This window comes from Methylomonas sp. BW4-1 (genome assembly GCF_052474385.1).
The window spans coordinates 1296331-1320974 of sequence record NZ_CP184125.1 but is presented as its reverse complement, the minus strand read 5'-3'; the positions used below and the strand labels follow the sequence as shown (position 1 = coordinate 1320974).

26 protein-coding genes are annotated in these 24644 nt (G+C 50.8%); 12 read left to right on the top strand and 14 right to left on the bottom strand.

The window, feature by feature from the left end; translation table 11 throughout:
* The first annotated feature begins 124 nt into the window (after positions 1-124).
* Both ACH5Y9_RS06205 and ACH5Y9_RS06200 read left to right on the top strand, forming a co-directional pair.
* Positions 125-2272, top strand: a complete 2148-nt coding sequence (locus tag ACH5Y9_RS06205; protein WP_445368942.1) for a hypothetical protein — start codon at positions 125-127, stop codon at positions 2270-2272.
* 238 nt (positions 2273-2510) lie between these two features.
* Positions 2511-3146, top strand: a complete 636-nt coding sequence (locus tag ACH5Y9_RS06200) for a hypothetical protein (RefSeq protein WP_445368941.1) — start codon at positions 2511-2513, stop codon at positions 3144-3146.
* A 180-nt stretch (positions 3147-3326) separates the two neighbouring features.
* On the opposite strand, the gene ACH5Y9_RS06195 is transcribed toward ACH5Y9_RS06200, so the two are convergent.
* From ACH5Y9_RS06195 to tusD, 7 genes are all read right to left on the bottom strand, one after another.
* A complete protein-coding gene (locus ACH5Y9_RS06195; protein WP_033156550.1) occupies positions 3327-3839 on the bottom strand; it encodes a hypothetical protein in 513 nt (170 codons plus the stop codon).
* A 390-nt stretch (positions 3840-4229) separates the two neighbouring features.
* On the bottom strand, positions 4230-4985 hold the full coding sequence (locus ACH5Y9_RS06190; protein WP_445368940.1) for a hypothetical protein: 756 nt from the start codon (positions 4983-4985) through the stop codon (positions 4230-4232).
* Positions 4982-5722 (bottom strand): type III pantothenate kinase, encoded by a 741-nt coding sequence (locus ACH5Y9_RS06185; RefSeq protein ID WP_445368939.1) that lies wholly within the window; start codon positions 5720-5722, stop codon positions 4982-4984. The genes ACH5Y9_RS06190 and ACH5Y9_RS06185 overlap by 4 nt, the downstream gene beginning before the upstream one ends.
* On the bottom strand, positions 5719-6708 hold the full coding sequence (gene birA, locus ACH5Y9_RS06180; RefSeq protein WP_445368938.1) for a bifunctional biotin--[acetyl-CoA-carboxylase] ligase/biotin operon repressor BirA: 990 nt from the start codon (positions 6706-6708) through the stop codon (positions 5719-5721). The genes ACH5Y9_RS06185 and birA overlap by 4 nt, the downstream gene beginning before the upstream one ends.
* 41 nt (positions 6709-6749) lie before the next feature.
* Complete coding sequence (locus tag ACH5Y9_RS06175) at positions 6750-7334, bottom strand: PilZ domain-containing protein (protein ID WP_033156554.1); 585 nt, start codon at positions 7332-7334, stop codon at positions 6750-6752.
* A gap of 91 nt (positions 7335-7425) precedes the next feature.
* Complete coding sequence (gene tusC / locus ACH5Y9_RS06170; RefSeq protein ID WP_445368937.1) at positions 7426-7782, bottom strand: sulfurtransferase complex subunit TusC; 357 nt, start codon at positions 7780-7782, stop codon at positions 7426-7428.
* Positions 7783-7789: 7 nt separating this feature from the next.
* Positions 7790-8179: a sulfurtransferase complex subunit TusD gene (gene tusD, locus ACH5Y9_RS06165; protein WP_319962467.1), complete on the bottom strand. Its 390-nt coding sequence runs from the start codon at positions 8177-8179 to the stop codon at positions 7790-7792.
* Positions 8180-8306: 127 nt separating this feature from the next.
* Between tusD and ACH5Y9_RS06160 the strand changes: the two genes are divergently transcribed.
* The 6 genes from ACH5Y9_RS06160 to ACH5Y9_RS06135 all read left to right on the top strand — a co-directional run bounded on the left by ACH5Y9_RS06160 (position 8307) and on the right by ACH5Y9_RS06135 (position 15751).
* A complete protein-coding gene (locus ACH5Y9_RS06160) occupies positions 8307-9758 on the top strand; it encodes a M48 family metalloprotease (RefSeq protein WP_445368936.1) in 1452 nt (483 codons plus the stop codon).
* A gap of 475 nt (positions 9759-10233) precedes the next feature.
* Positions 10234-10473 carry a DNA-directed RNA polymerase subunit omega gene (gene rpoZ, locus ACH5Y9_RS06155; RefSeq protein WP_033156558.1) on the top strand — a complete coding sequence of 80 codons (240 nt, stop codon included), beginning with the start codon at positions 10234-10236 and terminating at the stop codon, positions 10471-10473.
* A gap of 5 nt (positions 10474-10478) precedes the next feature.
* Positions 10479-12662: a RelA/SpoT family protein gene (locus ACH5Y9_RS06150; protein ID WP_319962465.1), complete on the top strand. Its 2184-nt coding sequence runs from the start codon at positions 10479-10481 to the stop codon at positions 12660-12662.
* 1 nt (position 12663) lies between these two features.
* On the top strand, positions 12664-13059 hold the full coding sequence (locus tag ACH5Y9_RS06145) for a RidA family protein (protein WP_020482115.1): 396 nt from the start codon (positions 12664-12666) through the stop codon (positions 13057-13059).
* A gap of 40 nt (positions 13060-13099) precedes the next feature.
* On the top strand, positions 13100-15187 hold the full coding sequence (gene recG / locus ACH5Y9_RS06140; RefSeq protein WP_445368935.1) for an ATP-dependent DNA helicase RecG: 2088 nt from the start codon (positions 13100-13102) through the stop codon (positions 15185-15187).
* 3 nt (positions 15188-15190) lie between these two features.
* Complete coding sequence (locus ACH5Y9_RS06135) at positions 15191-15751, top strand: chorismate--pyruvate lyase family protein (protein WP_171695701.1); 561 nt, start codon at positions 15191-15193, stop codon at positions 15749-15751.
* Positions 15752-15787: 36 nt separating this feature from the next.
* Here ACH5Y9_RS06135 and ACH5Y9_RS06130 read toward each other — a convergent pair whose 3' ends face one another.
* The 4 genes from ACH5Y9_RS06130 to ACH5Y9_RS06115 form a co-directional block, all read right to left on the bottom strand.
* On the bottom strand, positions 15788-17827 hold the full coding sequence (locus ACH5Y9_RS06130) for a GtrA family protein (RefSeq protein ID WP_445368934.1): 2040 nt from the start codon (positions 17825-17827) through the stop codon (positions 15788-15790).
* A 12-nt stretch (positions 17828-17839) separates the two neighbouring features.
* Entirely contained in the window at positions 17840-18790 is a 951-nt protein-coding gene (locus ACH5Y9_RS06125) for a glycosyltransferase (protein WP_051669954.1), read from the bottom strand.
* Between the two features lie 297 nt (positions 18791-19087).
* Positions 19088-19759 carry a zf-TFIIB domain-containing protein gene (locus ACH5Y9_RS06120; RefSeq protein ID WP_445368933.1) on the bottom strand — a complete coding sequence of 224 codons (672 nt, stop codon included), beginning with the start codon at positions 19757-19759 and terminating at the stop codon, positions 19088-19090.
* A gap of 1 nt (position 19760) precedes the next feature.
* Positions 19761-20771 (bottom strand): SPFH domain-containing protein, encoded by a 1011-nt coding sequence (locus ACH5Y9_RS06115; protein WP_445368932.1) that lies wholly within the window; start codon positions 20769-20771, stop codon positions 19761-19763.
* A gap of 80 nt (positions 20772-20851) precedes the next feature.
* Between ACH5Y9_RS06115 and ACH5Y9_RS06110 the strand changes: the two genes are divergently transcribed.
* The gene (locus tag ACH5Y9_RS06110; protein WP_445368931.1) at positions 20852-21388 is read left to right on the top strand and encodes a gamma carbonic anhydrase family protein; all 537 of its coding nucleotides are present in this window, start codon (positions 20852-20854) and stop codon (positions 21386-21388) included.
* Between the two features lie 100 nt (positions 21389-21488).
* Here the strand turns inward: ACH5Y9_RS06110 and ACH5Y9_RS06105 are convergent, their stop codons facing one another.
* On the bottom strand, positions 21489-22028 hold the full coding sequence (locus ACH5Y9_RS06105; RefSeq protein ID WP_033156563.1) for a copper resistance protein NlpE: 540 nt from the start codon (positions 22026-22028) through the stop codon (positions 21489-21491).
* 271 nt (positions 22029-22299) lie between these two features.
* On the opposite strand from ACH5Y9_RS06105, the gene ACH5Y9_RS06100 reads away from it, so the two are divergent.
* The 3 genes from ACH5Y9_RS06100 to ACH5Y9_RS06090 are packed head-to-tail and all read left to right on the top strand — an operon-like array spanning position 22300 to position 23151.
* Positions 22300-22593 (top strand): hypothetical protein, encoded by a 294-nt coding sequence (locus ACH5Y9_RS06100; RefSeq protein WP_445368930.1) that lies wholly within the window; start codon positions 22300-22302, stop codon positions 22591-22593.
* Positions 22594-22604: 11 nt separating this feature from the next.
* A complete protein-coding gene (locus tag ACH5Y9_RS06095) occupies positions 22605-22790 on the top strand; it encodes a hypothetical protein (RefSeq protein WP_033156565.1) in 186 nt (61 codons plus the stop codon).
* Between the two features lies 1 nt (position 22791).
* Positions 22792-23151: a hypothetical protein gene (locus tag ACH5Y9_RS06090; RefSeq protein ID WP_445368929.1), complete on the top strand. Its 360-nt coding sequence runs from the start codon at positions 22792-22794 to the stop codon at positions 23149-23151.
* 93 nt (positions 23152-23244) lie between these two features.
* Here the strand turns inward: ACH5Y9_RS06090 and ACH5Y9_RS06085 are convergent, their stop codons facing one another.
* The gene (locus ACH5Y9_RS06085; protein ID WP_445368928.1) at positions 23245-23676 is read right to left on the bottom strand and encodes a YcgN family cysteine cluster protein; all 432 of its coding nucleotides are present in this window, start codon (positions 23674-23676) and stop codon (positions 23245-23247) included.
* 4 nt (positions 23677-23680) lie between these two features.
* Complete coding sequence (gene ftsX / locus ACH5Y9_RS06080) at positions 23681-24643, bottom strand: permease-like cell division protein FtsX (RefSeq protein WP_445368927.1); 963 nt, start codon at positions 24641-24643, stop codon at positions 23681-23683.
* Position 24644: the final 1 nt, after the last annotated feature.

The following is a 24644-nucleotide window of genomic DNA, read 5'->3' as shown; positions in this document are numbered from 1 at the left end:
ATGCCGCGCTGGAACACAATTTAATTGGTTACCATGATCAGAAACATCCGGAACCGTGCTTTCTATCAAATCCCGTCGTTGTCCGCCGCATCAGCCTTATTTAGCTCAACCCAGGATTATAAGCATGAAAAAACAATTAAAAATTCCCTTGGCTTTTGTCGCCGCCATCGCCTTGGGCTATGCTCTTACCCCCAAACCGGAAGCCCCCTTCACCGGCCACGGCAATGTCGATGCCTTAAGTAAAGTATACGAACGCTGGAAAACCGCACACGAACAACAAGGAAACCTGGAGGTTTTGCGTGTCGGCTTGGGGTTTTCGCGAGCACAATCTCGGCAATTTACCGCTGCCAATGGTGAAGCGGCATTGAATCTGCTGAATGGCCAATTAAGCGTGGCGGTCAGCGGCTTATCCAATCAAGAACAATACGATGTTTGGCTGCTGGATAATCACAAATCCGGCAACCTAAACGATAAAGCAATCAAAATTGGCCCACTGTCAGCCCATGAAGATAAACATTTACTGACAACCCAACTGGACCGCGACCGCCTCACCGGCTTTACGATGGATGCCGTCGCGATTGCCAAAGCCGGAGAGACACCGCAAACCGGCGGCCTGTTATTCGGCTCGCCAAGCTTGCTGCAACGGCTGTATTACACCGAGCGCTATTGGCCGGCGGCAACGGTAGGCTCCGTAACGACAGAAGAGAACGCCCGCCCCGCACAAGCGGCGTTCGAATTTTTATTACCCAAAACCGCGCAAGCTGGGGTAACTGCCTCGGCTGCCACCTCGCCCGAACAACTGACGCAACTGATCGCCACCGGGCAACAGCTGTTTACCGAACAAACCTTTAACGGCAACGGTCGTACCTGCGCCACCTGCCACAGGCCGGACAACAACCATACCATCGATCCCAGCTACATCGCCAAGCTGCCGAAAACCGATCCGCTGTTTGTAGCCGAGACCAATCCGGTATTGGCCGATCTGGAAAAACCTGCGTTGCTCAGGCAGTTTGGCTTATTCGTGGCCAATGTCGATGGCTTCGATAGGCCACCGGTCATGCGTAGCTCCTCGCATCTGCTAGGTATTGCCAACACCCTGACCTTCGAAAAAACCATCAACCCAGGTTACGGTAACGGCGAATTTACTCAGGATACGGATTATTTCAACGCTCACGACCCCGAAGCGCAGCAATCCGGTACGCATACGCATGCTATCGGTTGGTCTGGAGACGGCGCCCCCGACGGCGGGTCGCTGCGAGATTTCGCCAAGGGGGCCATTAAACAGCATTTGCCAAAAACCCTGATTCGCGCTGAAAACATCGACTTTAGATTGCCTACCGAAGCCGAACTGGATGCGTTGGAAGCTTATATGCTGTCTCTGGGCCGCAGTGAGGAAATCAATCTTGCCAATATGTATTTCAAGTCGCCGCTGGTGCAAAACGGCTTGCTGTTGTTCAACACCAAAAACAATCCCAAACTTGCGGATGGTACGGTGTTATTCGGCACTACCGGCAACTGCAACGGCTGCCACTCCAACGCCGGCGGCATCAGCTCCACCACCAACGCCAACCCAACCCGCGACACCGGCGTCGAGCGCATGCGCGACCAGTTGCATCATCTAGCCGATCCAAATCTGGCCTACGATGGCGGTTTCGGGCAAACGCTACAAACCGATTGCGGCCCAAACTTTAACGAAACCTGTTACAGCGACGGCAGCTTGGCGCCAGCCGGCACCACGACACGCCCAGCGGGACATCAGGGATTGAATCGTTTTAACACGCCATCGCTGATAGAAGCTGCCGATACCGCGCCGTTCTTCCACAACAACAGCGTGACCACTCTGGAAGAGACCGTAGCGTTTTACAGCTCGGATGCATTTAACAGTTCGCCGGGTGCATTTACCTCAAGCAAAGCCAACCGCCAAGGCAAACTGGATTCGTCGCAAGTGATTGCCGTTGCCTTGTTCCTGCGCTCCATCAACGTGCTGGAAAATATCCGCAGCTCCAATCTTTTGGATCAAAAAGCGATTACGTTGAACGGTGACCAAAGCGTCAAAACCTTAAAACTGGCAATTGCCGATACTCAGGACGCTATCGACGTACTCAAGGAAGCTGTCATTAATCCCTATCCGGATGCGTTAGACAAACTGCAGCAAGCGCTCTATTACGAAACACAGGCAACGAACAAGCTTTATCCAAACCGCACAACGCTCATGCAAAACGCGATAAACCTAAAGAATCAGGCACGAAGCATGATAGTCAGCGGCGGTTAGCATCTGCGGGCCGGGACGGACATGTTCCAGTCCCGGCAATACGGCAAGCTGTTCGCCTAAGCTTTAAACAAAGCCTCTCCTGCGCTAGCGGACGCACAGGAGAGGAAACGGATTCCCGTTTTTACGGGCGTAGCAACGCCAGGGAATTTAAAGGCTGTATTAGCAAAACCCACTCGCCCGGCAACGCCCTACCCGCCGGGCCTGCGTAGTCTCCTTTTCAATATGAACCAGAACAACGATGAATAAGCAACTCAACAGATTTTTAAAAACCGGCCTGACCGTACTTATCCCATTATGTGCGGCCGGCAACGCTCACGCCGCAATAGTTACTTTTAGTCTCGATTACAGCGGCTTAGCATTCGGAAACGCCGCCACTGCGCAAGGCCTTATCAGCCTGGATGAGCAACTCATTCCCAATCCAGGCTCGGCTTTTCTCGATTTCAGCAACAATGACGCAATCAAGGCTTTCACATTAACCGTGTCCAACGCCACGGGAGGCTTGGGAAACGGCACATTTCAGATGACGGATTTCGATTTTGCCACCTGGGATAGCGCAGGCGAAACACTGGACTTTAACCAACAATTGATAGGCCAGTGGACGCAAGGTGGCGGTTGGGGGAAAAGCGCTAGATGGGACGGCGGCGCGGGTGAGTTTAACCTTTACGCCAAAGCCGGCTCCTCCGCGCCGACCAGCTCCGGCTACTTTACCTTGGCGGCGAACAACGATTTTCTGAATGGCGATTTGTTGAAATTAGTGTCGTTTAAACCCGTGTCAGGCTCTGTTCAGCCAGTTCCGCTGCCCGCACCAATTTGGTTATTCGGTAGCGCTGTCGGCGTGTTCTTAAGCAGAAAAGCAGTGAAGAAAGACCATTAATTGCTCACTTGTTTATCAATCGTCGCTCCCGGGAAAGCGGGAGCCCAACGGCCACAATGATCCACTAAGCGATTTAAAAGCTCTCGCCATGCGGGAATCTAAAGGTCCTCGGTGATTTTCAACAGACGTAAAAAAACCGGATGGAGAACGACTCCATCCGGTTTAAAAAGCTCAAAAATTTTAAGCTTGAACGGCCGCTTTACGACGACCGGTATACAGGAAGCCCATCAAAGCACTTGTCATAAACCATACCGATGCAGGGAGAGGTACACTAGTGACAGGGTTTTGATTCGCAGCAGCTTTCAGATCGAATCCAAACAGAAAGCTCAAGTTGCTGGTGACTACGCCTGGTTTTACAAAGGTCAACAAGAACGTATTAGGGGCACCCAATTCATAGTTACCAGCTTCGCTAACCCAACCGCTCGCTGTCAACAGACCCAATTTGAAAGGGCTAGCAGAAGCAAACGTGCCTACACCGTTAAAAGTGTAAACAGGTGCATCAATAGCCAGATCAGCGGTAGCAGAAAAGATACCGAAGGTGTCACTTGAAGTAAATGGGAATGAACTAGAACCGAAGGAGATAAAATTGCTATCGCCGTCAGTAGATTCCCAAATGATGCCTGCCGAACTTACAGTCGAAACCGCAAATAGGCAAACAGCAAGCCAAAGTTTTAAAGATAAAAGCGTTTTCATGGATATTCCCCATTTAAATTAACGTTAACAATTGGTCATCCTTTTGACCACCTTACTCCTTAGTCAAAATTGTTCCTCAATTCCAACTAAGAAGGGGGGTGGATATATACCAACACCCACCCATACAGAATAAAGCAAATATAATGCCATAATTAATTATGTTTTTTTTCAAAAAGTTATCAGAGCACAAATTGCAAAGTGTAAATATTACCGACACGTTACGAGTGATTTTTGCCTTTTGCCTAAAAAAGTCACCAAATCGGTGCATTACACGTTTTGAACTGCGTCAAAGTAATTTTTCGAACATAAAAAAGCCGGATGAAACTAAATTAGCCTCATCCGGCTCAACGACCGCCATAGCATCGAACAAATGCGACCAGCGTCGGGTACTTATTTCAACGCATTGCCACAGTCTATATCGGCCACTCGTGTATAGCCAACATTCTTGAAAATAGCGTTCTGCCCCCCGACGAACCGAATAAACAATTCATCCCGGAGTTTATTGCGCAGCCTAATTTCCGCTTTGACGCCTTGCTCGGCCAACTGGTTTTTAAATAGCATGGCGCGCTGCCGATCATTGAAAACACCGAGCGATATTGCCCCTTTGATATCACCATCCGAGATTGGCCAGACATCGTTTAATCCTTTGGCTTTTAACATCATTTTATTGATACGGGTTTGTTCGGCATCTTTTCCAGCCGGGTAATAAACCTGAAAGTCCGAAGAAACCATAGTTGATTTGTTTGCGACTTTAAACACAGTTAAATGCTCAGTGCTGGCCCATCGCCGCAACGCCTCCTGATCGCTGAACGGCCCGGCCTCATAGCAGTGATGGATCGCGGTTTTCTGCCTGTCTGAACCAGTTGGCTTAAGCGTATGAGGGCTTGCTTTGAAGATTAAAGCAACTTGGGGCGGGTTTAAGCGCTGCAGAATATCCGTTACTTGCTTGGCTTGCAATTCAGCGGCAGCATTGTCCAGATAAGCAGAAATTTGTGCTCCACGCCGTGCCAATTGTCTCTCTCTGACCGTTAGCAAGGCCGGAATATTAGTGACCGGCTCGACCGATGGCGTCAGCGCACCAAAATGTAGCTTCCAGAAAAAAAACAACACATTCAGCAGACATAACAAAAAAAACAGCACCTTCATAAGGCTTTGTCGTTTTGGCAATAATTGAGCAAGCCTTTAAAGACCAAGTCGCCGTCTACAATGCTTGGAACGGCCAGATGCCGCGCTAACATCTCCCCATCGCCGCCACTCAACACTAACTGATAGGCTTTGGGCTGACGCGCCAAGGCCGCCTCTACCAGACCAGCCGCGGCTAACAAGGTACCGTTATTGATAGCCGCCGCCGTGACAACCGCCAAACTTGTTTCTGCCTGGTCTTCGCTAAACGGCAGCGCAGCGGTATTGTTTGCCAAGGATTTTTTCATCAGCAACAACCCCGGACTGATTAAGCCGCCCAGATGCCTGCCATCGCTCTCGATGAAATCTATTGTGATGGCGGTGCCACAATCGACAACACAGGTATCCCCAGGATAATAACGATGCGCAGCCTGCAATGCCAACCAGCGGTCCACCCCCAACTTCTCCGGCTCAGCGTATGCATTTTTGACGTTAAAAGCTGTCTGCGAAGACTGCGGCATGATCAGCTCTACACCAGGCCACAGTCCCCGCGCCATGTCGCCCAATAAAACGGTCAGAGCATTTTCCGATACCGACGCCATAGCCACTTGCTTGGGTGCGGGGATACTCAGCCAAAACTCACGCAAACGTTCCTGAAAATCCGCTAGGCGATAATCCATAAACATCGTCGGTTTCAGCACACCGGCCTCTGCCTGGGTCCATTTCAGACGTGAGTTGCCAATATCGACCAGTAAAATCATATGCGCCGAAAACTGACTTCGCCGGACGCAAACACCCGGGTTTCGCCGTCGGCGAGTTCCAGCAACAACAGGCCTTGATCGTCGATGCCCGCCACCACGCCGCTAAAGCTCTGCTCGTGCATAAAAATATCGACCTGTTTGCCTTGCATGCAATCGTAGCCACGCCATTCGTCGAGATAATGCGCCAACGCACGGATCTCGTACTCCGCCAGCACCGGTAACAACTGATTTAATAACTCGCCCACCAGCCGATTGCGTTGACCATGAACCGACTCCGCCAAAATACCGTGCAAATCGACCCAATCCTGTTCGATGGCCTGACCTTCATGCACCGGCAAATACACATTTAAACCCAAACCTATCACCGCATGGCAAGGCCCGCTACTTTCCCCGGACACCTCAATCAAAATCCCCGCCAATTTACGTTGTCGCCAATAAATATCGTTCGGCCATTTCAAACCCACATCAACAATCCCGAAACCTCGCAACGCCCGGATTACCGCTACCCCAACCGCCAGACTCAATCCGCTGATCGCAGCTGGCCCACCCTGGAAACGCCACAAAATTGATAAATAAATATTGTGGCCAAACGGCGAAACCCAATACCTACCGCGCCGCCCTTTCCCCGCGGTTTGCCGTTCAGCCAGGCAGACCGAGCCGATACCAACGCCCTGCCGCGCCCTGTCCATTAAATAAGTGTTGGTAGAGTGAATCTCGTCGTGAATTTCCAGTTCACCCAGCAAGGATCGAGCATGGCCACCCAAGTGCTGATCAATCTGTTGCGCGTCCAACAACTGTAAAGGGCTTTGCAAGCGGTAACCTTTGCCTGATACCGCTAGTAACTCGATACCGAATTCGGACAATGCACTTAAGTGTTTCCATACCGCCGAACGACTCACGCCCAGCAAGCCCGCCAATTCGGTTCCCGAGTGAAATTGGCCGTCCGCCAGGAGATGTAAAAGTTGTTTAAGTTTAGGAGAGATCAATCGCCAACCTGTCGAACGCGCAGTAAAGCCGGACTACGCAGCTAAAACTCGTTTTTATCACGCAATTGTTGCAATTGTTTCTTGACGACATGCTTGATTAACAGCTCTCTATCGTCTTCTTTGAGATTGACGTACTCAACACAGATAAAAAACGGCCGCTCCGGGCTTTCACCGGAAATATCCTTGCACTGGACGACATTTGCATAGGCCACGATCACCGCCATACATGAGGTCAGCAGCATCCGCAATTCCAGCAGTTCGCCAACCGCTATAGGTGTTTCGTTGCTAAAAGCTAATCCAGTGGCGCTGAGACTGACATCCCGAGTATCGTGTTCAGAAAACTCTTCGCTCTGTGCGCTAATCGCCTGGGCGATCAGGTTGATTTTGGTGTCGATGATCTTCAGATATTCAAACATTTCCGGATCGCGCCTTTCCAGGCGCGGCGACAACATGCGCGCTTCCTGCGCCAATACGTCTAACGCGGAGGTCAATGAACAATTGCCCAATACATCATTAGAGACATGACTCAAGGCGTCGACATTTTTTTTGTCGATGACTTTGTGCAGCAGATTTATCGTGTCGTTGACTCGAAAATAACGCCTTTTTTCTTCAATTTCATCCGCCATGGTGTGCTCGTCCTCGGTCTACTTAAGTGGGGTAAATATTACGAATAAAGAATTTTAGCTTAAGCGGCTTCAACTGTTTAACTCCGCAGCGTCAATCGGAAATAATAAGATCGTAACGATGCATCAAGCGGCTAACTTCGACACGCGGCAGACTGACGACAGGCAAGATTAAATCGCTGGATGTGAGTCCGGCCAGTTGCAAAGATTCTTCTTCTACGTACAAATCGTTAACGTCGTAAATTTGCAAGGCCTGAAAAATTGCCGAGGTATCCTTTAAATCTAATCCGCCAGGATGCTGCTGATTTTTTAATTGCCACACGGCATCGTCGACAAAAAGCAAGGCGACGTGCTGATCAAAGGCCGCGGCAGTCAAAATCGCGTCCAGAGTTTCTTGCAGATGACCACCGCTGTAAGGCAAGCGGCGCATAATAAATAGATAGCGTTTCATGGCACAGTTAACCAAAGACAATACTGCGGTCAGCCAGCAGAGTCGCCTCCAGCCACTGTCCTAAACCGGCTATCCGAAACCCTGGCGCCGTATCGTCATCCTGCTTACCCTGCCGTGCAGCCTCATCAAGGCACAATAAACCCCGGCGCTGCGCCGCCGAGATGCATACCACTAAATCCACGCCATATTGCTCAGCCAAAGCCGACCAATGTCGAGTAATCGAAAATTCATCCTCAGGCGGCTGGGCATAACGGAAAGCATGATAGATACCCTCCTTGTAAAAAAATACTCGCAGAATTTGGTGCTCGGCCGCCAACGCCGCTTGAATGAACCGATAGGCGTTCAGGCCGGCATTGCTGGCGTAAGGACTGGCATTAACTTGTACGGCATATTTCATCGCGCTGTAAAATAATCGTTAAATTCAATATTCGGCCTATTTTAATACGAGCACGTTCAAGCTGCCCGTTTTTGCCGCGCATTGTTTCGCCATTGAACCAAACTTACTGCTTCCAGTCCGAGCTTCCATGACAATTAAGCCTCTTTTTTTCAGCCTTGGCCTGATCCTGTTCTGTCCGTCGCCGCGAGCCTTGGACATCGAAAAAATCCAACTGCCGGACATGGGCGATTCAGCAGGCGCCATCATTTCACCCGCTCAGGAAAAGGAGTTCGGCGAAGCTTTTTTTCGTAATTTGCATCAACAAGCCGAAATTAATCAGGATGTGGAAATCCAACAATACATCCAAAACATAGGTAGGCAATTAGCGTCCCACAGCGACACGCCGTCCAATCCCTTCCACTTTTTTGTCGTGATGGATCCCAATATCAACGCCTTTGCCGGCCCAGGAGGATATATCGGGGTCAATTCCGGCTTGATCCTTTTGACCGAAGCGGAGAGCGAACTGGCATCGGTAATGGCTCACGAGATTGCTCACGTTACCCAACGTCATTTATACAGATCGATTGAAAAAGCCAGCAAATTGTCGATCCCGACCGTCGCCGCCACGTTGGCGGCGATTTTGATCGGCACCCAGTCCCCCAATATGGGCCAAGCAGCTTTAATGGCCATCCAAGCCGGCAACATTCAGTTTCAAATCGATTTTACCCGCGACCACGAAAAAGAAGCAGACCGGGTGGGTATGCAAACCCTAGCCGGTGCCAATTACGACCCGCGCAGCATGCCGACTTTTTTCGAACGCTTACAGCAATCCACCCGTTATTACGGCAAAGGCGTACCTGAATTTTTAAGAACCCACCCGGTATCGGAAAATCGGGTGGCCGACACCCGCGGCAGAGCGGAAATCTATCCCTACCGGCAATATCCGGATTCATTAGCGTATTTGTTGACCAAGGCCAAGCTTACCGTGCTGACTGCGCAGGACAAACGCACCCCGCTACAGCATTTCACCACGCTCGAAATGCAAGGCACGCCGGAACAAAGAGCTGTCGCCCGCTATGGCATGGGCTTGGTATATTTGGAAAATCAACAATACGCCGCAGCCAGCGAAATTTTTCAAAAACTCACCGAGCAATATCCGTCGCAACCGCAATATATCTCCGCGCTGGCCCGCACGGCGATGGATGCGCACGACTACGAAAAAGCCGGCAAATTATTTGAGAAAGCAATTAACACCTTCCCCAGCAATGACGCCCTAAAAATTCAATATACCCGTAGCCTGGTCAAGAACGCTCAACCGCAACGCGCAAAACAAGTGTTACAAAGCTTGTCGGATAGCGAGAAAGACCAGCCGTATTATTACGAACTACTCGCACAGATTTTCGCCGACCTCAAACAGCCCGGGGAATCGCATCGCTACATGGCCGAGTACTATTACGCCAGCGGCGAAACCGAAGCGGCAATCATGCAAATTAGATTGGCAAAACAACAGACTGATCTCAGCTTTCAGCTACAAGCCATCCTCAACGAACGGCTAAATTTCTTTCTCAGCGAGGAAGAATCGCGCCGAATGGAACGCTAATTTCAAACATTAGATAAACCTGATGCTAGCTAAGTTTTTGTTTAAGAAAATTAATTTCGGGGCAAAACCATTTCCCGAAATAAAACTGATTTTTTTGTTGGACACCCGGTTTTTTTTAAAATACACTGCGCCCACCTTGAATACGGAGTGCATTCAACCTTAACGGGTTGCATCTTTGAGGGGGGAGGGAAACAGCCGGTAAAACGGCTGATAATAATAACTATAAAATAGTAATTGCTTGACTAAACTGCCCTAAGGCAGGCGTCCAACACAATAACAATAATAATTACAACAAACAGGACGGGCCCGCGTATAGCGGGCTTTTTATTGCCTGTCGTTTTACTTTCTCCACCTAGCCGCTTGCAGCCTCGATTGGCCTAAGTGCGCCGTTTATCTTATAATTCAACCCTGTCCGCTCAGTACTGTTAAAGTCTATCGGGCGAAGATCCCCCGCAAACTCAGATAAGGTTTAATAATGGCACGCGTTACCGTTGAAGATTGTTTGGAAAATGTTGAAAACCGTTTCAAATTGGTGTTACTCGCCAGCAAAAGAGCACGGCAGTTGGAAAAAGGCGCCGATGAATTCGTTCCACGCGGCAAAGATAAAGACACTGTGCTGGCACTTCGTGAAATAGCCGCAGGCTTTGTCAACGAAGAAAATATCGACCGTTTGCATCGTGCAGGTTACGTTTCGGAAACCCATCTGGAAATCTAACACCCATGCCCGAGATAGCTGTCAAACCCGCACCAGCGCTACCTGCTATCGAGCATCCTGAAGAAAAACTTCTTCACCAGCTCTGCGAGATCCTGCGCAGCTATCTCGACCAAGAACAAATCAACGATGTGGTCCGCGCCTACCATTTCGGCGCGGCCGCGCATTCCGGGCAATTCCGCAGGAGCGGAGAAGCCTATATCTGCCATCCGGTATCCGTGGCAATCACACTGGCCAGCATGCACATGGATCACCATGGCATCATGGCGGCTATTCTGCACGATGTCATCGAAGACACCCCTATCAGCAAGGAACAACTAGCCGAGCAGTTTGGCGTCGAAGTGGCCGAACTGGTTGATGGCGTAACCAAACTCTCCAAAATCGACAGCCGTTCCCGCGCCGAAGCGCAAGCGGAAAACGTCAGAAAAATGTTCCTGGCCATGGCGCAAGATCTGCGCGTAATCGTGGTAAAACTCGCCGACCGTTTGCACAACATGCAAACCATGGGCAATATGCCGGTCGATAAAAAACGCCGCATCGCCAAGGAAACGCTGGAAATATACGCCCCTATAGCCAATCGGCTGGGCATGAACGATGTCAGACATCAGCTGGAATCGCTGGGCTTTAAAGCGCTCTACCCCAACCGTTACACGGCCATCAATAATGCCGTGAAAAAATCGCGCGGCAACCGCAAGGAAATCATCGACACCATTCAAAATGCCATCCAAAATCGTCTAAACGAATCCAACTTGGACGGTGCTGTCGCGGGCCGCGAAAAAAACATCGCCAGCATTTATCAAAAAATGCTCAGTAAACGGATTTCCTTTACCGACGTTTTTGATGTCTACGCTTTCCGCATTTATTGCCATCAGGTCGACGACTGTTACCGGGCTTTAGGCTGCGTGCACAATTTATATAAACCTGTTCCCGGCCGCTTCAAGGACTACATCGCGTTGCCCAAAGCCAACGGCTATCAGTCGCTGCACACGATATTGATAGGCCCTTACGGCGTACCTATCGAAATTCAGATTCGTACCCACGAAATGCATCGCCTGTCAGAATCGGGGATTGCCGCGCACTGGCTATACAAATCCGACAACGATAAAAGTGAAACCATCCAGGCCCGCGCTAACGAGTGGCTGCGCGATTTACTGGAGATCCAAAAGTCCGCCGGCGATTCGCTGGAATTCATCGATAACTTAAAAGTCGATCTGTTCCCGCAAGAAGTTTTTGTATTTACCCCCAAAGGCAAAATCATCAAGCTGCCGCGCGGCGCGACCATCGTCGATTTCGCCTACTTGGTGCATACCGACGTCGGCAACGCCTGCATTTCGGCACGCATCGACAAGAAACTGGTACCGCTACAAACCAAGCTGGAAAACGGCATGACGGTAGAAGTCATTACCGCCACTTGGGCCAGACCGAATCCCCTTTGGCTGAACTACGTCACCACCGCCAAGGCCCGCAGCTGCATCCGCGCCTATTTGAAAAACTTCAACCAACAGGAAGCGATCAATCTGGGCCGCCGCCTGCTGGAAAAAGAATTGCAGAGCCTGGGTATTCAACTGGAAAATGTCGATAACACCCGCATCATCCAGGTGTTGCAGGTGTTGAAAAAACACTCGATGAACGAGTTGCTGGAAGACATCGGCTTGGGTAATCGCATGCCCTTCCTGGTGGCCAAACGCATCAGCCAAACCGACGTTAACGCGGCTGTCAAACTCGACGACAACGAATCGACGCATAAAACGCCTTTAATTATCAAAGGCACCGAAGGCATTGTCGTCAGCCTTGCCAAATGCTGCCGGCCGATTCCGGGCGACTCGATTATCGGCTTCTTCAACCCCGGCAAGGGCATCGTCGTTCATCATCACGAATGCCGTAACAGCAACGAAGTCAGAAAAAAACAGACTACCTGGCTGGATGTGGAATGGAGCCCGGAAGCCAGCGGCGAATTCCCCGCCGAAATTCGCATCGAGTTGCTGAATCAACGCGGCTCGTTGGCTACCATCGCCTCGACCATCTCCAGCATGGATTCCAATATCGAAAACATTACCGTCGTCAGCCAGGACGACCGCGTCTCGGTGGATCTATTAACCCTGGCCGTGAAGGACCGCGTGCATTTGGCCAATATCATCCGTAAGCTGAAAAAACTCTCCATCGTTTTAAAGATCACCCGCATCAAGGCATAGCATGAACAAGGAAATCATCTCCACACCTCTGGCCCCGCAAGCCATCGGCACCTATTCGCAAGCCGTCAAAGTCGGCGAGACGGTTTATTTATCCGGACAAATCCCGCTTGACCCCGAAACCATGCAAGTCGTGGACGGCGACATCGCCGTGCATATCCGCCGGGTATTCGATAACCTGAAAGCCGTCGCCGAAGCCGCTGGCGGCGACTTCAACGACATCGTCAAACTCAATGTCTTTCTGACCGACTTAAGCAATTTCCCTATCGTCAACGAAATCATGGCCGAATACTTCAGCCAACCCTACCCCGCCCGCGCAGCAATAGGCGTGGCAGCATTACCCAAAGGCGTTGGTGTGGAAATGGACGGCGTGATGGTATTGCGCAACGAATACTACTGATCAAAACGACGGGGCGTTTTTTCGCCTTATTTATTGATTCATGAGTCATCCGGAACCGCATAAACAGCCTGTCACCACCTTGACAGGCATCGGTTCCCAATCCGCCGCACGCCTGGAAAAACTGGGCATCCATACCCTCCAAGACCTGCTGTTTCACCTGCCCCTACGCTACCAGGATCGCAGCCGGATCGTGCCCATATCCCACTTATTACCGGGCATGACCACTTTGGTCTGCGGCACCGTCGAATTTACCGATAGCATCCAGCGCGGCCGCCCCAGTGTGATTTGTCGCATCGCCGACGACAGCGGCAGCTTGTCGATCCGTTTTTTCCATTTCAGCGTCCAACAAAGCCAACAACTTAAACCCGGCACCCTACTCGGCTGTTTCGGCGAAATTCGTTACGGTTATAGCGGCTTGGAAATGGTGCATCCGGAATACAAAATCGTCTCTGCCGCCGAGCAGCTGTTGGAAGCAACGCTGACGCCGGTTTACCCGCTGACCGAAGGCATTTCCCAATCCGCATTGCGTAAAGCTATCAAGCAGGCGTTAACCCTATGTTTAACCAGCAACAGCGCCATCACGGACTGGCTACCGGCTAATTTGTTGACCGAGCATGGTTACCCTTCGCTGAACGAAGCGCTACAAACCCTGCATAATCCACCGCCGCATTTGTCGGCGGAAATCATCAGCGGCGGTGGCTTGCCCGCGTTAAAACGCTTGGTGTTCGAAGAGTTTTTGGCCCACCATTTGGCGCTGCTGCAAGGCAAATTAGCTTATAAAAGCTGGCAGTCGCCGGTGTTTGACATAAACCAGGCTGCCAAACAAGCCTTTCTGGCAGGCTTGCCGTTTCAACTGACAGGTGCGCAACAGCGAGTGACCGCCGAAATCGAAAGCGATTGCCGCCAAGCGCAACCGATGCTACGCCTCGTGCAAGGCGACGTTGGCTCCGGCAAAACCGTAGTGGCAGCTCTGGCAAGTTTGCTGGCGCTGAACTCGGGGTATCAAGTCGCCATCATGGCACCCACCGAATTATTAGCCGAACAACACTTTCGTAACTTCAACCTATGGTTCGCCGAAACAGGCTATCAGGTGCTGTTTCTAACCGGCCAATTGAAAGGTAAAGCCCGGCAAGCCACTTTGGATGCGCTCGCCGACGGCACGGCCAACATCGTGATCGGCACGCACGCGCTGTTTCAAGACAGCGTGCATTTTCATAAGCTGGGCTTGATCGTGATCGACGAACAGCATCGCTTCGGGGTTCATCAGCGCATGGCCCTGCGCGAAAAAGGCCAGCATGGCGGCTTGAGGCCGCATCAATTAATCATGACTGCCACGCCCATCCCGCGCACCTTGGCGATGCTGCAATATTCCGACCTGGACATTTCCATCATCGACGAGCTGCCGCCCGGCCGTAAACCCATCGCCACCAGCGTAATTTCCTCGGAACGCCGCGAAGAAGTCATCGGCCGTATCGAACATTGGGTGGCGCAGCAACGCCAAGCGTATTGGGTCTGCACCTTGATCGAGGAATCCGAGGTTCTACAATGCGAGGCTGCCGAGAAAACCGCCGCCTATCTATGCCAAGCCCTGCCCAACGTACATGTCGGTCTGGTGCATGGCCGGATGAAAGCCGCGGAAAAAGACGCGGTGATGCAAGCTTTTAAAAATCGCGATTGCGATTTATTAGTCGCCACCACCGTCATCGAAGTAGGCGTGGACGTACCCAACGCCGGTCTGATGATCATCGAAAACCCGGAACGTTTGGGCTTGTCGCAGCTCCACCAATTGCGCGGCCGCGTCGGCCGCGGCAATCAGGACAGCTATTGCCTGCTGCTGTATCAATCACCGCTCTCTCAAGCCGGCAAGCAACGCCTGGCTATCCTGAAAGAAAGCAACGACGGCTTCGTCATAGCCGAGAAAGACTTGGAATTGCGCGGCCCTGGCGAAGTGATGGGCACCCGCCAAACCGGGCAGATACAGTTCAAAATCGCCGACCTAGAGCGCGACAGAGACCTGCTGGAACTGATCCCAGCCGCCGCGCAATTGATCCACAGCCAACACCCCAACGCCATTCAACCGCTGATCCAACGCTGGATCGGCCATAGCCGCCATTACGCCGAGGTTTAACGCTTGCCCGACAAAAGTTTTCTATTCAGCCGCCCACCCATCTGGAAAAGCCACGAACAGAGCAGCCAACGGCAACTGCCGAACGATCTGCAATCCTGGCTCAACGAAACCGGCTCGCTGACCAAACGTCTGCGCGGCATCCACGGCAATCGCTTCGGCGTAAAAGTGTTATTCCACCGCTGGAAACCGGCTTTCATAGACGAATGCCGACTATTGGGCTTGCCGCCCTGCCGCTATCAATTGATCCGCGAAGTGCTGCTGCATGCCGACGGCGAGCCCTTGGTGCTGGCCCGCACCATCCTGCCGGAGCCGACCATAGAAATCGCCCACCGCAATTTGTCCCATCTCGGCACCAGGCCCTTGGGTGAAGTGATTTTCGCCTATCCGGATTTGGAGCGCCGCCAGAGACAGTTCAGTCGGGCTGATACAGGCATTTGGTCGCCAGGTTTGCAAACGGCGGTTGGTGTAGACGATGCTATTTGGGGGCGGCGAACGGTTTATGCGATCCATCGGCAACCGTTGTTGGTCGCGGAGTTTTTTCTGCCGGGGGTGCTGAATGTGTAATCGAGAACCGGCTCAAGCCGCCTTTTCTACCATGCGTCATAGTGGCGCTTTTTCGGGAAAATTGACACGCTTGACCGCTTCCCGATCCAATCGTATCGGCGTGTCGCGCAGATACAAATAGGTTCGGCCATCGTGCCGGTAGTGCTGATAAGTTTGCGCTAATCGAAACGGCGAATTCGGCTGTTTCAATGCCGAAAGCAACAAATCGGAGTGGGCAAAATGCGGTTCTATTAAAGGGCCTTCAGCAACTACCACAGCACTTGCCGAAACCTGATCCAGCAAATCCAACACGGCTTGCGGCGACTCCGTTTTTAGGGCGTAGCGTTTACCCATGAAGTCCGATTTTGCCAACAACTGCGAACTGCGCACCACGTAGCACTGCAAAAGCTTGTCCCGTAACGCCAGTTCGGCCGCGAACGCACCCTCGGTGCCCGCATGCCCGTCGACAATCGTCACCGTACCCGGCGCCTGGCTGATAATTTGTTCGGCTACCAAATCCATGCGCAAATCAAACCTTGGCGCGCGGTCGACAAGAAAAAACCAGCCGGGAGCACAAAACACAAAGATCAAGACTGTTGCCACCAGCCAAGGCCTAGCAAATGCCCACTGCCAACGCCGTACTGCGGCTGCGGCACCCATGCTGATAAAAATCGCCAAATAAGGCATGGCGGACGACATATACCGTTGATCCAAGTCTACCGGCACGATGGCATGAAAGATAATAGTGGCAAGCACCATGGCCAGACCGGTGCGCCCCGCTTCCCTTAAAGCCGGATCCGCCCTGCCGCTCACACTGACGACTACCCCGACTAGCGCCGCGATTGTCCCTATCGGCCCGATATTGGCGTATATGGCGGGAAGGAACGCCGATAAAGCCAAAACAAAGTAATCCATACCCCAAGCGTAATTGAAACCATCGCTGGATATTTTGTAGGTGACTACCGTCCATGCCCCCACGACAGCCAACGCCGCGAAACCCGATACGTATGTACGCCAATTCAGCAGTATCTGCCAACGTCCCGTCAGAGCAATATGGAAAAATGGGAATACGCCCAGTAACCAGCCGTTACCTTTTACCAGGATAGCGGCTGACGTTAAAGCCGCGTAGGTCAAACCTCTGCGTAAGGAGGGCTGTTGGGTGTAACCACTCCACTGCATGGCCGCCAACACGCACAAGCCAACCAAAGCCTGGTCCAACATTAATCGCAAGGTGTTATTAATGGTGACGGGCATGCAGACATAAGCAATCGCCGCCAAAAGCGCCCAAGGCATACCCATAACTTGCCTGGTAATACGTGCCACCAATAAAGCTGGTAGCGCCCCTACCAGCAAATTGACCAGCATGAACGGAAAGGTAGCATGCGGCAGGATGAAGAAGAATAATGACAGAAACGCATAGTACAGCGGCGGCCAATGCCCAATCGAAATCTTGGGGTAATGCACGTAAAAATCGGTGGCGTACTGCATGGGATTCTGCCCGAATGCTGTGGTGACATACGACCAGATCAGATACGCATTCAAAAAATGAGACCCCTCGTCGCTGCCGGTCAAGCCACTGTCCAAGCCGCGCAAAACTATCATTGCTGCCGCGAGAATCGCGGTGGCAATACCAAATACAGCCAAATCCGGATACCAAGAGCTTGCCCTAACAAAGCCCTCCAACGTTGTTCCGCTAGATAATTTCTGCCGCAAATCGCTGTTTGTATTACCGGCGGCGGCATCACTGAATACGAAATAACGATAGGCGTGAAAACTGAGAATGGTCTGACAAGCGGTTGCCAAGGTCACCGCCAACATCGGCCACAAGCCATAACGGACCAAAACCAAGTAAATCAGATAGTTGATTAAAGCCATGCTCAATGCCACCAGCATATAGCGCCCGCCTTCGCGGATAGAACGGGAATGTTCGACTTGGTAGGTAAAACACCGATTGGCCAACCACGTAAATAGCATTGCGGAAAAAATAGCCGGAATACGCGCCAGCCACGGCGCCAAATTAAGCTGTATCAGCAAAAAAGTCAGACCGGCATCGATACAAAAGCCGGCTCCGCCGACGAGCAGGAAGCGAATAAACATCGGGATTACAACCTATGCCTGACTTCTGCTGTTTGTCATATACCACATGCGCTTTTGTTCGAGGCGGCCGCGGGCGACGCTATCCAGAATCAAACCGCAAACAGTGAATATGCCAGCCAATAGCACTATGCCTGTTGCCAGAATAGCGGTGGGAAATCTCGGTACCAAGCCGGTATCTAAATATGTCAGCAATAGCGGCAGAGCCAGAACCAGCGCAATCAGAATCAGGCCCATCGCAAGCACGCCAAAAAAACGCGCCGGACGAATTTCTTTGAACAATATCAGAAAGGTAAACAGTATTCTGAACGCATCCCGAACCGTACGCAGTTTGCTGGCGGAGCCCTCTAGGCGCGCGCCGTAATCGGTGGGCATTTCCGCGATGGGCATGCGCAATTGACTGGCATGAACGGACATTTCGGTTTCTATCTCGAAACCGCTGGATATCGCCGGAAAACTTTTTACGAAGCGCCGCGAAAAAACTCGATAGCCGGAAAAAATGTCCGTAAACAGCGGCCCGAAAAGACTGCGGTACATCGCATTAAACAGCCGATTGCCAAAACCATGGCCGGCCCTATGGGCATTTTCGAATACGTTACGCCGGGTACCTACAACCATATCCAAATGTTCGTCCACCAAACGCTGTATCATTTGCCCGGCTACTTTAGAATCGTAAGTGCCGTCGCCGTCGGCCATGATGTAGATATCGGCATCGACATCCGAAAACATGCGCCTGACGACGTTGCCTTTCCCCGGCCACGGTTCTGATCTCACCACCGCGCCCGCTAAAGTGGCCTCTGCAATTGTGTTATCGGAAGAACGATTGTCGTAAACGTAGACGGTAGCATCTGGAAGCTCTTTACGAAAATCGTCAACCACTTTTCTGATCGACAGCCCCTCGTTATAACAAGGCAAAAGTACGGCAATTTTGCCGATTTTGGAACCGTCCTGAGCATAACTATTCATCAACCATCCTTACTCGCTAAATATTGTTCTTGGGCATTTTCCGAGCTGTCAGAGCCGGACATTTTTGTTATTGCAACACCGCGGATGGGTGTCTTTTGGTTTTTTAACGCGAATTCGAAACCCAACCTCAATCGAGGCATTTTAGGGCCCGACTTATCGAATAAGAATATGGCGGCACGGCGATTTTAGCAAGGCAAAGCACTCACACAGAAATCCCGATTGAAAATAGCGCAAAACCGACCTGCTTCGGCGTTATTCAAAAAAATCACAGCCCAAGCACAACCGGCGACACTAAAGTTACTCAAAAATCTTGAATATCACTTCGGCGACCGACGCCACTAAGTCGCCGTCGATGCTTTGTTCGCCATAGCTTTGTTGCGGGCGGGAATAGTCTTTCCGAAAGGCCTTTTTGAATTGCTCGGAACTGGCTTTTTCTTGTTTGGCAGCGATTTTTTGTTGATTCAACATCTGGCCGCCGGCTTTTTTCCATTCCAGCAGGTGACTGATCTGTCCACCATCCAGCCAAATCCCATGGCTTCTGCATTGGTCGATAATCACACCGCTGCGATAGCCGTAGATCACACGATTCATTAACACTTGGCACGCCGGACATTTAAGATATTTCACGGTGGCATTTTTCGGGTAGCGGTCCTTATTAATATTGCTCAGTAGTTCCAGGTTGACGGTAACCACAGGCGCCACCGCGCTATCCAGCAAGGTTTCTATTTCACCGGGATCGAAAAATAAGCCATAGCAATTGGCGCATCGCTCGATATGTAGGGAACCGGCGGCATCGAGACTAATGGTTTGCAGGCTTTGTTCACATTCCGGACAAACTCGCTCGCTGGTGGCATCGATGACTTGATAGTCGTGCTTGCCTAGCAAATCGATATCGTTGCGGACCCCACAATAACTGCAATACTGTGTGTTGGCAGGCAAGGGTGCGGAACAACTCGTGCAGTTGGCCATGCTAAAACTTATCCAATATTTGTTGTTTCTTGGCGGCGTATTCCGCTTCGGTTATCAGCTGCGCTTCGAATAGCTGCTTCAATTCGGTCAACTTGGCGACGGTTTGATTGCTATCGGCAGCAACCTGATTAGTCGTCGCGCCCAGCGACTGGGCCATACCTTGCCCCAAGCCGATGCCCGCGCCCATCCCCATCCCAAGCCCGGCGCCGCCGCCTTCGTTACGGGTTGCATCGCGCAAAGCGTCCAACTGCTGCACCTTGGCGTAATCCAAACCCACCGCTTGCGCGGCTTGCGCTTCAGCGGTCAGGTCGGCGATACGATTGATACGGCGCAAGGTGTCTTCATCAAAATCGGTACCTTCGATGCGAAAATCGCTAATGCTAAAACCCAGCTTGCGAAACACGATGGCCAGCTTAATGGCTATGCCGCGAACTATTTCGTCGCGGTTGGCGTCGATGTCGGCAAAGCTATACTGACATTCCGCCAGATAATCGGAAATGGGATTAATGATCCGCGCCGAAAGAATGTTGCGGAAATCGTCAATGCGCATCTGGTTATGGCTGCCGACGATATTGACGAAAAAATCGTTGGCGTCGGCTATTTGGTAGCTGTAGTTGCCGTAAGCTTTTAAAGCGACCGGGAAATGATATTTCGGGTCCTGATATTTGATTGGCGAGGTGGTACCCCATTTCTGATCGAGAATCTTGGTTTTACGGAAGAAATAAATCCCCACCTTATATTCACTCTCGAAAAACTGCATGAATTTCTTGATCGTAGTCCAAAACGGTACGTTATCCGTTTCCAGATTGATCATGCACTGCTCTTCAATAATCGCTTTGACCTGACCGTGATACACGAAAATACAGCCCTGCCCCGGACCGACGATTAATTTGGAGGCATTTTTGATTTCGTCGCCGTTTTCAGTCCATTGTGCCAACAACAGATCTGGATCGGGGTTTTCCCATTCGATCACCGAACGTAGTTGCCGTTTGATACCGTCTATAAATGCCATTACTAGCCTCGCTGGACTGGAGAAGAATCGATTAATTGCGTAACATCGCGGTTTAAGTATGGCAAAAAATGGGAGTTGCGGTGGCAATCAGAATATATAAAGGCAAACAACCCAAGGTCGGCAAAAACGTGTACATCGACGAAGCAGCGGTCGTGATCGGCGATGTGACAATCGGCGACGATGTATCGGTGTGGCCAAGCACGGTAATACGCGGAGACGTCGAAGCTATTACCATAGGCGAAGGCACCAACGTTCAGGATGGCTCGGTGTTGCATGTTTCCCACGCTGGCGACTATTCGCCGCAAGGCCATCCGTTGACAATCGGCAAAGGCGTCACTATCGGTCATCGCGCCGTGGTGCATGCCTGTACGATAGGCGATTATTGTCTCATCGGCATAGGTGCAATTGTGATGGATGATGCCGAACTGGGAGATTATGTGATGCTGGGTGCCGGTGCTTTAGTGCCGCCCGGCAAGAAGCTGGAAGGCGGTTATTTATATGTCGGTACACCCGCCAAACAAATCCGGGCTTTGACCGATGACGAAAAAGCTTTTCTGGAATATTCAGCCAAACATTATGTGAAGTTGAAAAACGACTATTTAGCTGAATTAGAGTAAATTTCATACTCTCTAGGCTGTATCGGCGCTTTGCATCCCACAGCCTATCGTGTAAATAGCCGGCGTCATCTAAAACCGGCTAGACCCTTCAGGGAAGAGCTTAATGAATATGCACTTCCCGAGATTTGGATTTATCGCTTCTTGCCAGCGTGTAATCGTCCTGGTCGCCGAGCATGGGCGTACCGTCGCTATTCAGGTGTATCAACGTTCCTTCGTCTTTGATGCTGAATTTGCGATTCAGATCGCCTTTATTGGAGGTTAACGACAGTATGTGAGTTTTGTCATCCCAGTCGTACTTGCCTTTCTCGTAAAACTCTCTGGAAGAGGCTTTTGCGTATTGAGTGACCAATAAGTAATTGTTCTTTTGTTTCAAAGACAAGGTCATTTTGAAACCATCACAATCTTTTTCCTTGCAGGGCAAATAACCGTAAAACACGCCGCGAAATCCCTCGGTTTTGTCCGCGAGTTCCGCATGGGCGGAATGATCCATGTCTTTCTGATGAATCAATTCCCGCGCTTTAAGCGTTTTTTCCTGGAGTTGCTTATCGGATTCCGCCCAAGCCGGGTTTAGCGCCGGAAGCAATGCACCTAAAAAAATCACCGTCACATATTTTTTAATTTTTCTAGTCAATGTTTGCATATGAGATTTTTCTATTTCTGTGAGTAAAGTAATTAGACAAGAACAGCACCGAAGACTACCAGGATAATCGCCAATTTCAACTTCGCGAATATTTTATCGCCGATAGATGCTGCTTTTTTCAGACTGTTCAAATAAAGCGCCGTCGGCTTTTTACGCCAAATCGCGCCTGATCAGATTGGGGAGAGCAGATAATAGTGCAAAACCCAAACACCACTTGCAGACAGTCTTTGCGAAAACAACGGCAAACGTATAATGTTGATACGATATTTGTTTGACAAGCCCGCGCATTTCTTTTATTGTTTCGATTCGCTACCATGAAGCAGCTCAGAAATGCCTTAATCAGGTGTTTTCAATCCGTAGCTGCTTACATGGAGGTGTAACGCAATTCCTGGCTGATGCATTCAATGCTTTCAGCGAAATATTCGATCTGGCTCGACGGCGCGAGCATGCTATAGGTATCGGAGAAATCGCTAAGGTTGACGTCAAATCAGTGCCGGCCCCGTTAAAGGGCGAACAGGTTTTTCAATACAAATTCGGTTCGGCACTGGCCGATTTATTATTATAAGAGGTAAAACCATGACAGAAGTAAAACAAGAAAAAGATAACTTCGTGTTGTATTTGGTGCTGGCTACCGCAGTTGTTGTTGGCGCCATCCTGGCGGTAAAAATGAGCGAAAACGAAAAATTTGCGCCTATCAAAGACCAAATTGCCGAAGAGAATCGCTTAATGAACATCCGAGTCATCGGCAACCGCGAGGATTAATATGATGAAAACCACTTTTATCGGCACCCTGTTAGCCTCTTTATTGTTAGCTAGCCCCATCCAGGCTACCGAATATATTTATCGAGACATCATGGCGAACACTCTGGCCCCCGAGCACTGCCAAGTTGAGAGCAAAGCCAAGGAAAATGCTGCCAAAAACTACAATATCGACAGATTCAGCAAAAAATTCTGCCAGTCCCAAGGTTACGGCTGGCACGTCGATGAGGTAAAAAGCACTGGTAACACAGTTTGCGACACCTGTAGCAACCCACAGGAAGCAAAATGCCGTCAGGAAGATGTCGTAGTGAGTTGCAAACGGATTAAACCGGGTACGGTAGGTATGTTGCCCGGCAAAGGATAAGCTAAAAGCCCACCCAAGGGATCGGTAATCCCGGCTTTTCCACACCTGAAGCCGCCGGAAAACGAAGTTGACCGGCGGCCCAGCCAGCCTGAATCAGGGCTGCAACCATTCGATAATATGATCTTCCAGATCGGTAACCTGCGACTCTTTAACCGCATAACTGCTGATAGACACCCCCGCCTCTTTCACCGACTCGCGAGTCCCGGTGATCAAGGGATGCCAGCTAGGCAACGCTTCACCGTCTGTTAACAAGCGGTATGCACAGGTTGACGGCAACCAGTTGTATTCGGCAAAGTCATGTTGCTTCAAGTCGATGCATTCCGGCACCAGCGTGCAACGCTCGCTATAACGAGTGCAACGACAGGTTTCTAAATCGATCAAATCGCACGCCACGCTGGTAAATGCAATTTCGCCGGTATCTTCGTCTTCCAGCTTGTTCAAACAACACTTGCCGCAGTTATCGCACAGCGACTCCCACTCTTCCGTGCTCATTTGCGCCAGGGTCTTGGTTTCCCAAAAATTCATAGGCTTATTGCGGTTTTAGTTGCCGCAACTGATAGTGCAACACCGCCCAGGAACCAAGTACCGCCAGCATGGACGAAATCATCAATAGCAAAATAAACTCCGAGAAACTCAAAAACAGTAAGTCGAATGAACTGTTATACAAGGTCGATAGTTTCTCCACCGGCGTTTCCAGGATCAACAGCATGATAGTCATGATCAACCAACCGAGAAAACCCGAGATAAAACCCAGCCAGAAACCGGTGTACAAAAACGGCCGTTGAATAAAAGCATGGGTAGCGCCGACCAGTTTAGAAATAAACACTTCGTCCTGGCGATTCTGCAACTCCAGACGAATGGTATTGCCGGTAATGAACGTTACCGCAAAACCGAGTAACAGACTGACCAACATCACACCACGGCTGGCAATCAGCATGATGGTTTGCAAGCGCGCCACCCATTGCATATCCACCTGCACGAAATCGACTTGCGGGAATTGTTTAAAATCGGACATCAGTTTCTCGATGTCTTCGTTGCTTTCCAGCGCATTTTTCGGCACTACTTGAATCACGCTCGGCAAGGGATTGCGTTCCAGCGCATTCAACGCATCGCTGAAGCCGCTATTGGCTTTGAACTCCTCCAGCGCCTGTTTCTTGCTGATAAATTTAACTTCCATGACGCTACCGTTTTGCTGGATTTGCTCGGCGAGCTTCTGGCCGGCCGCGTCGGTAATGTTGTCGTGTAAAAACAAGGACATCTGATTGCTGGACTCCAGATTGCCGGTCAATTGCTGGATATTGGCGACCACGATATAAAAACTGCTGGCCAAGGAAATGGCGATAGCCAACACCAAGATAGTCATGGTAGACGTAAAAGGCGTCCGGCTCAGCCGGCCTAGACTGGAGAACAGCCCATGGGCATGGTTGAGCATATAGGCATGGAATAATTCCACCAGCCTGCTACCGGTTTGTCTGCGGTGATTGCGTTTCATC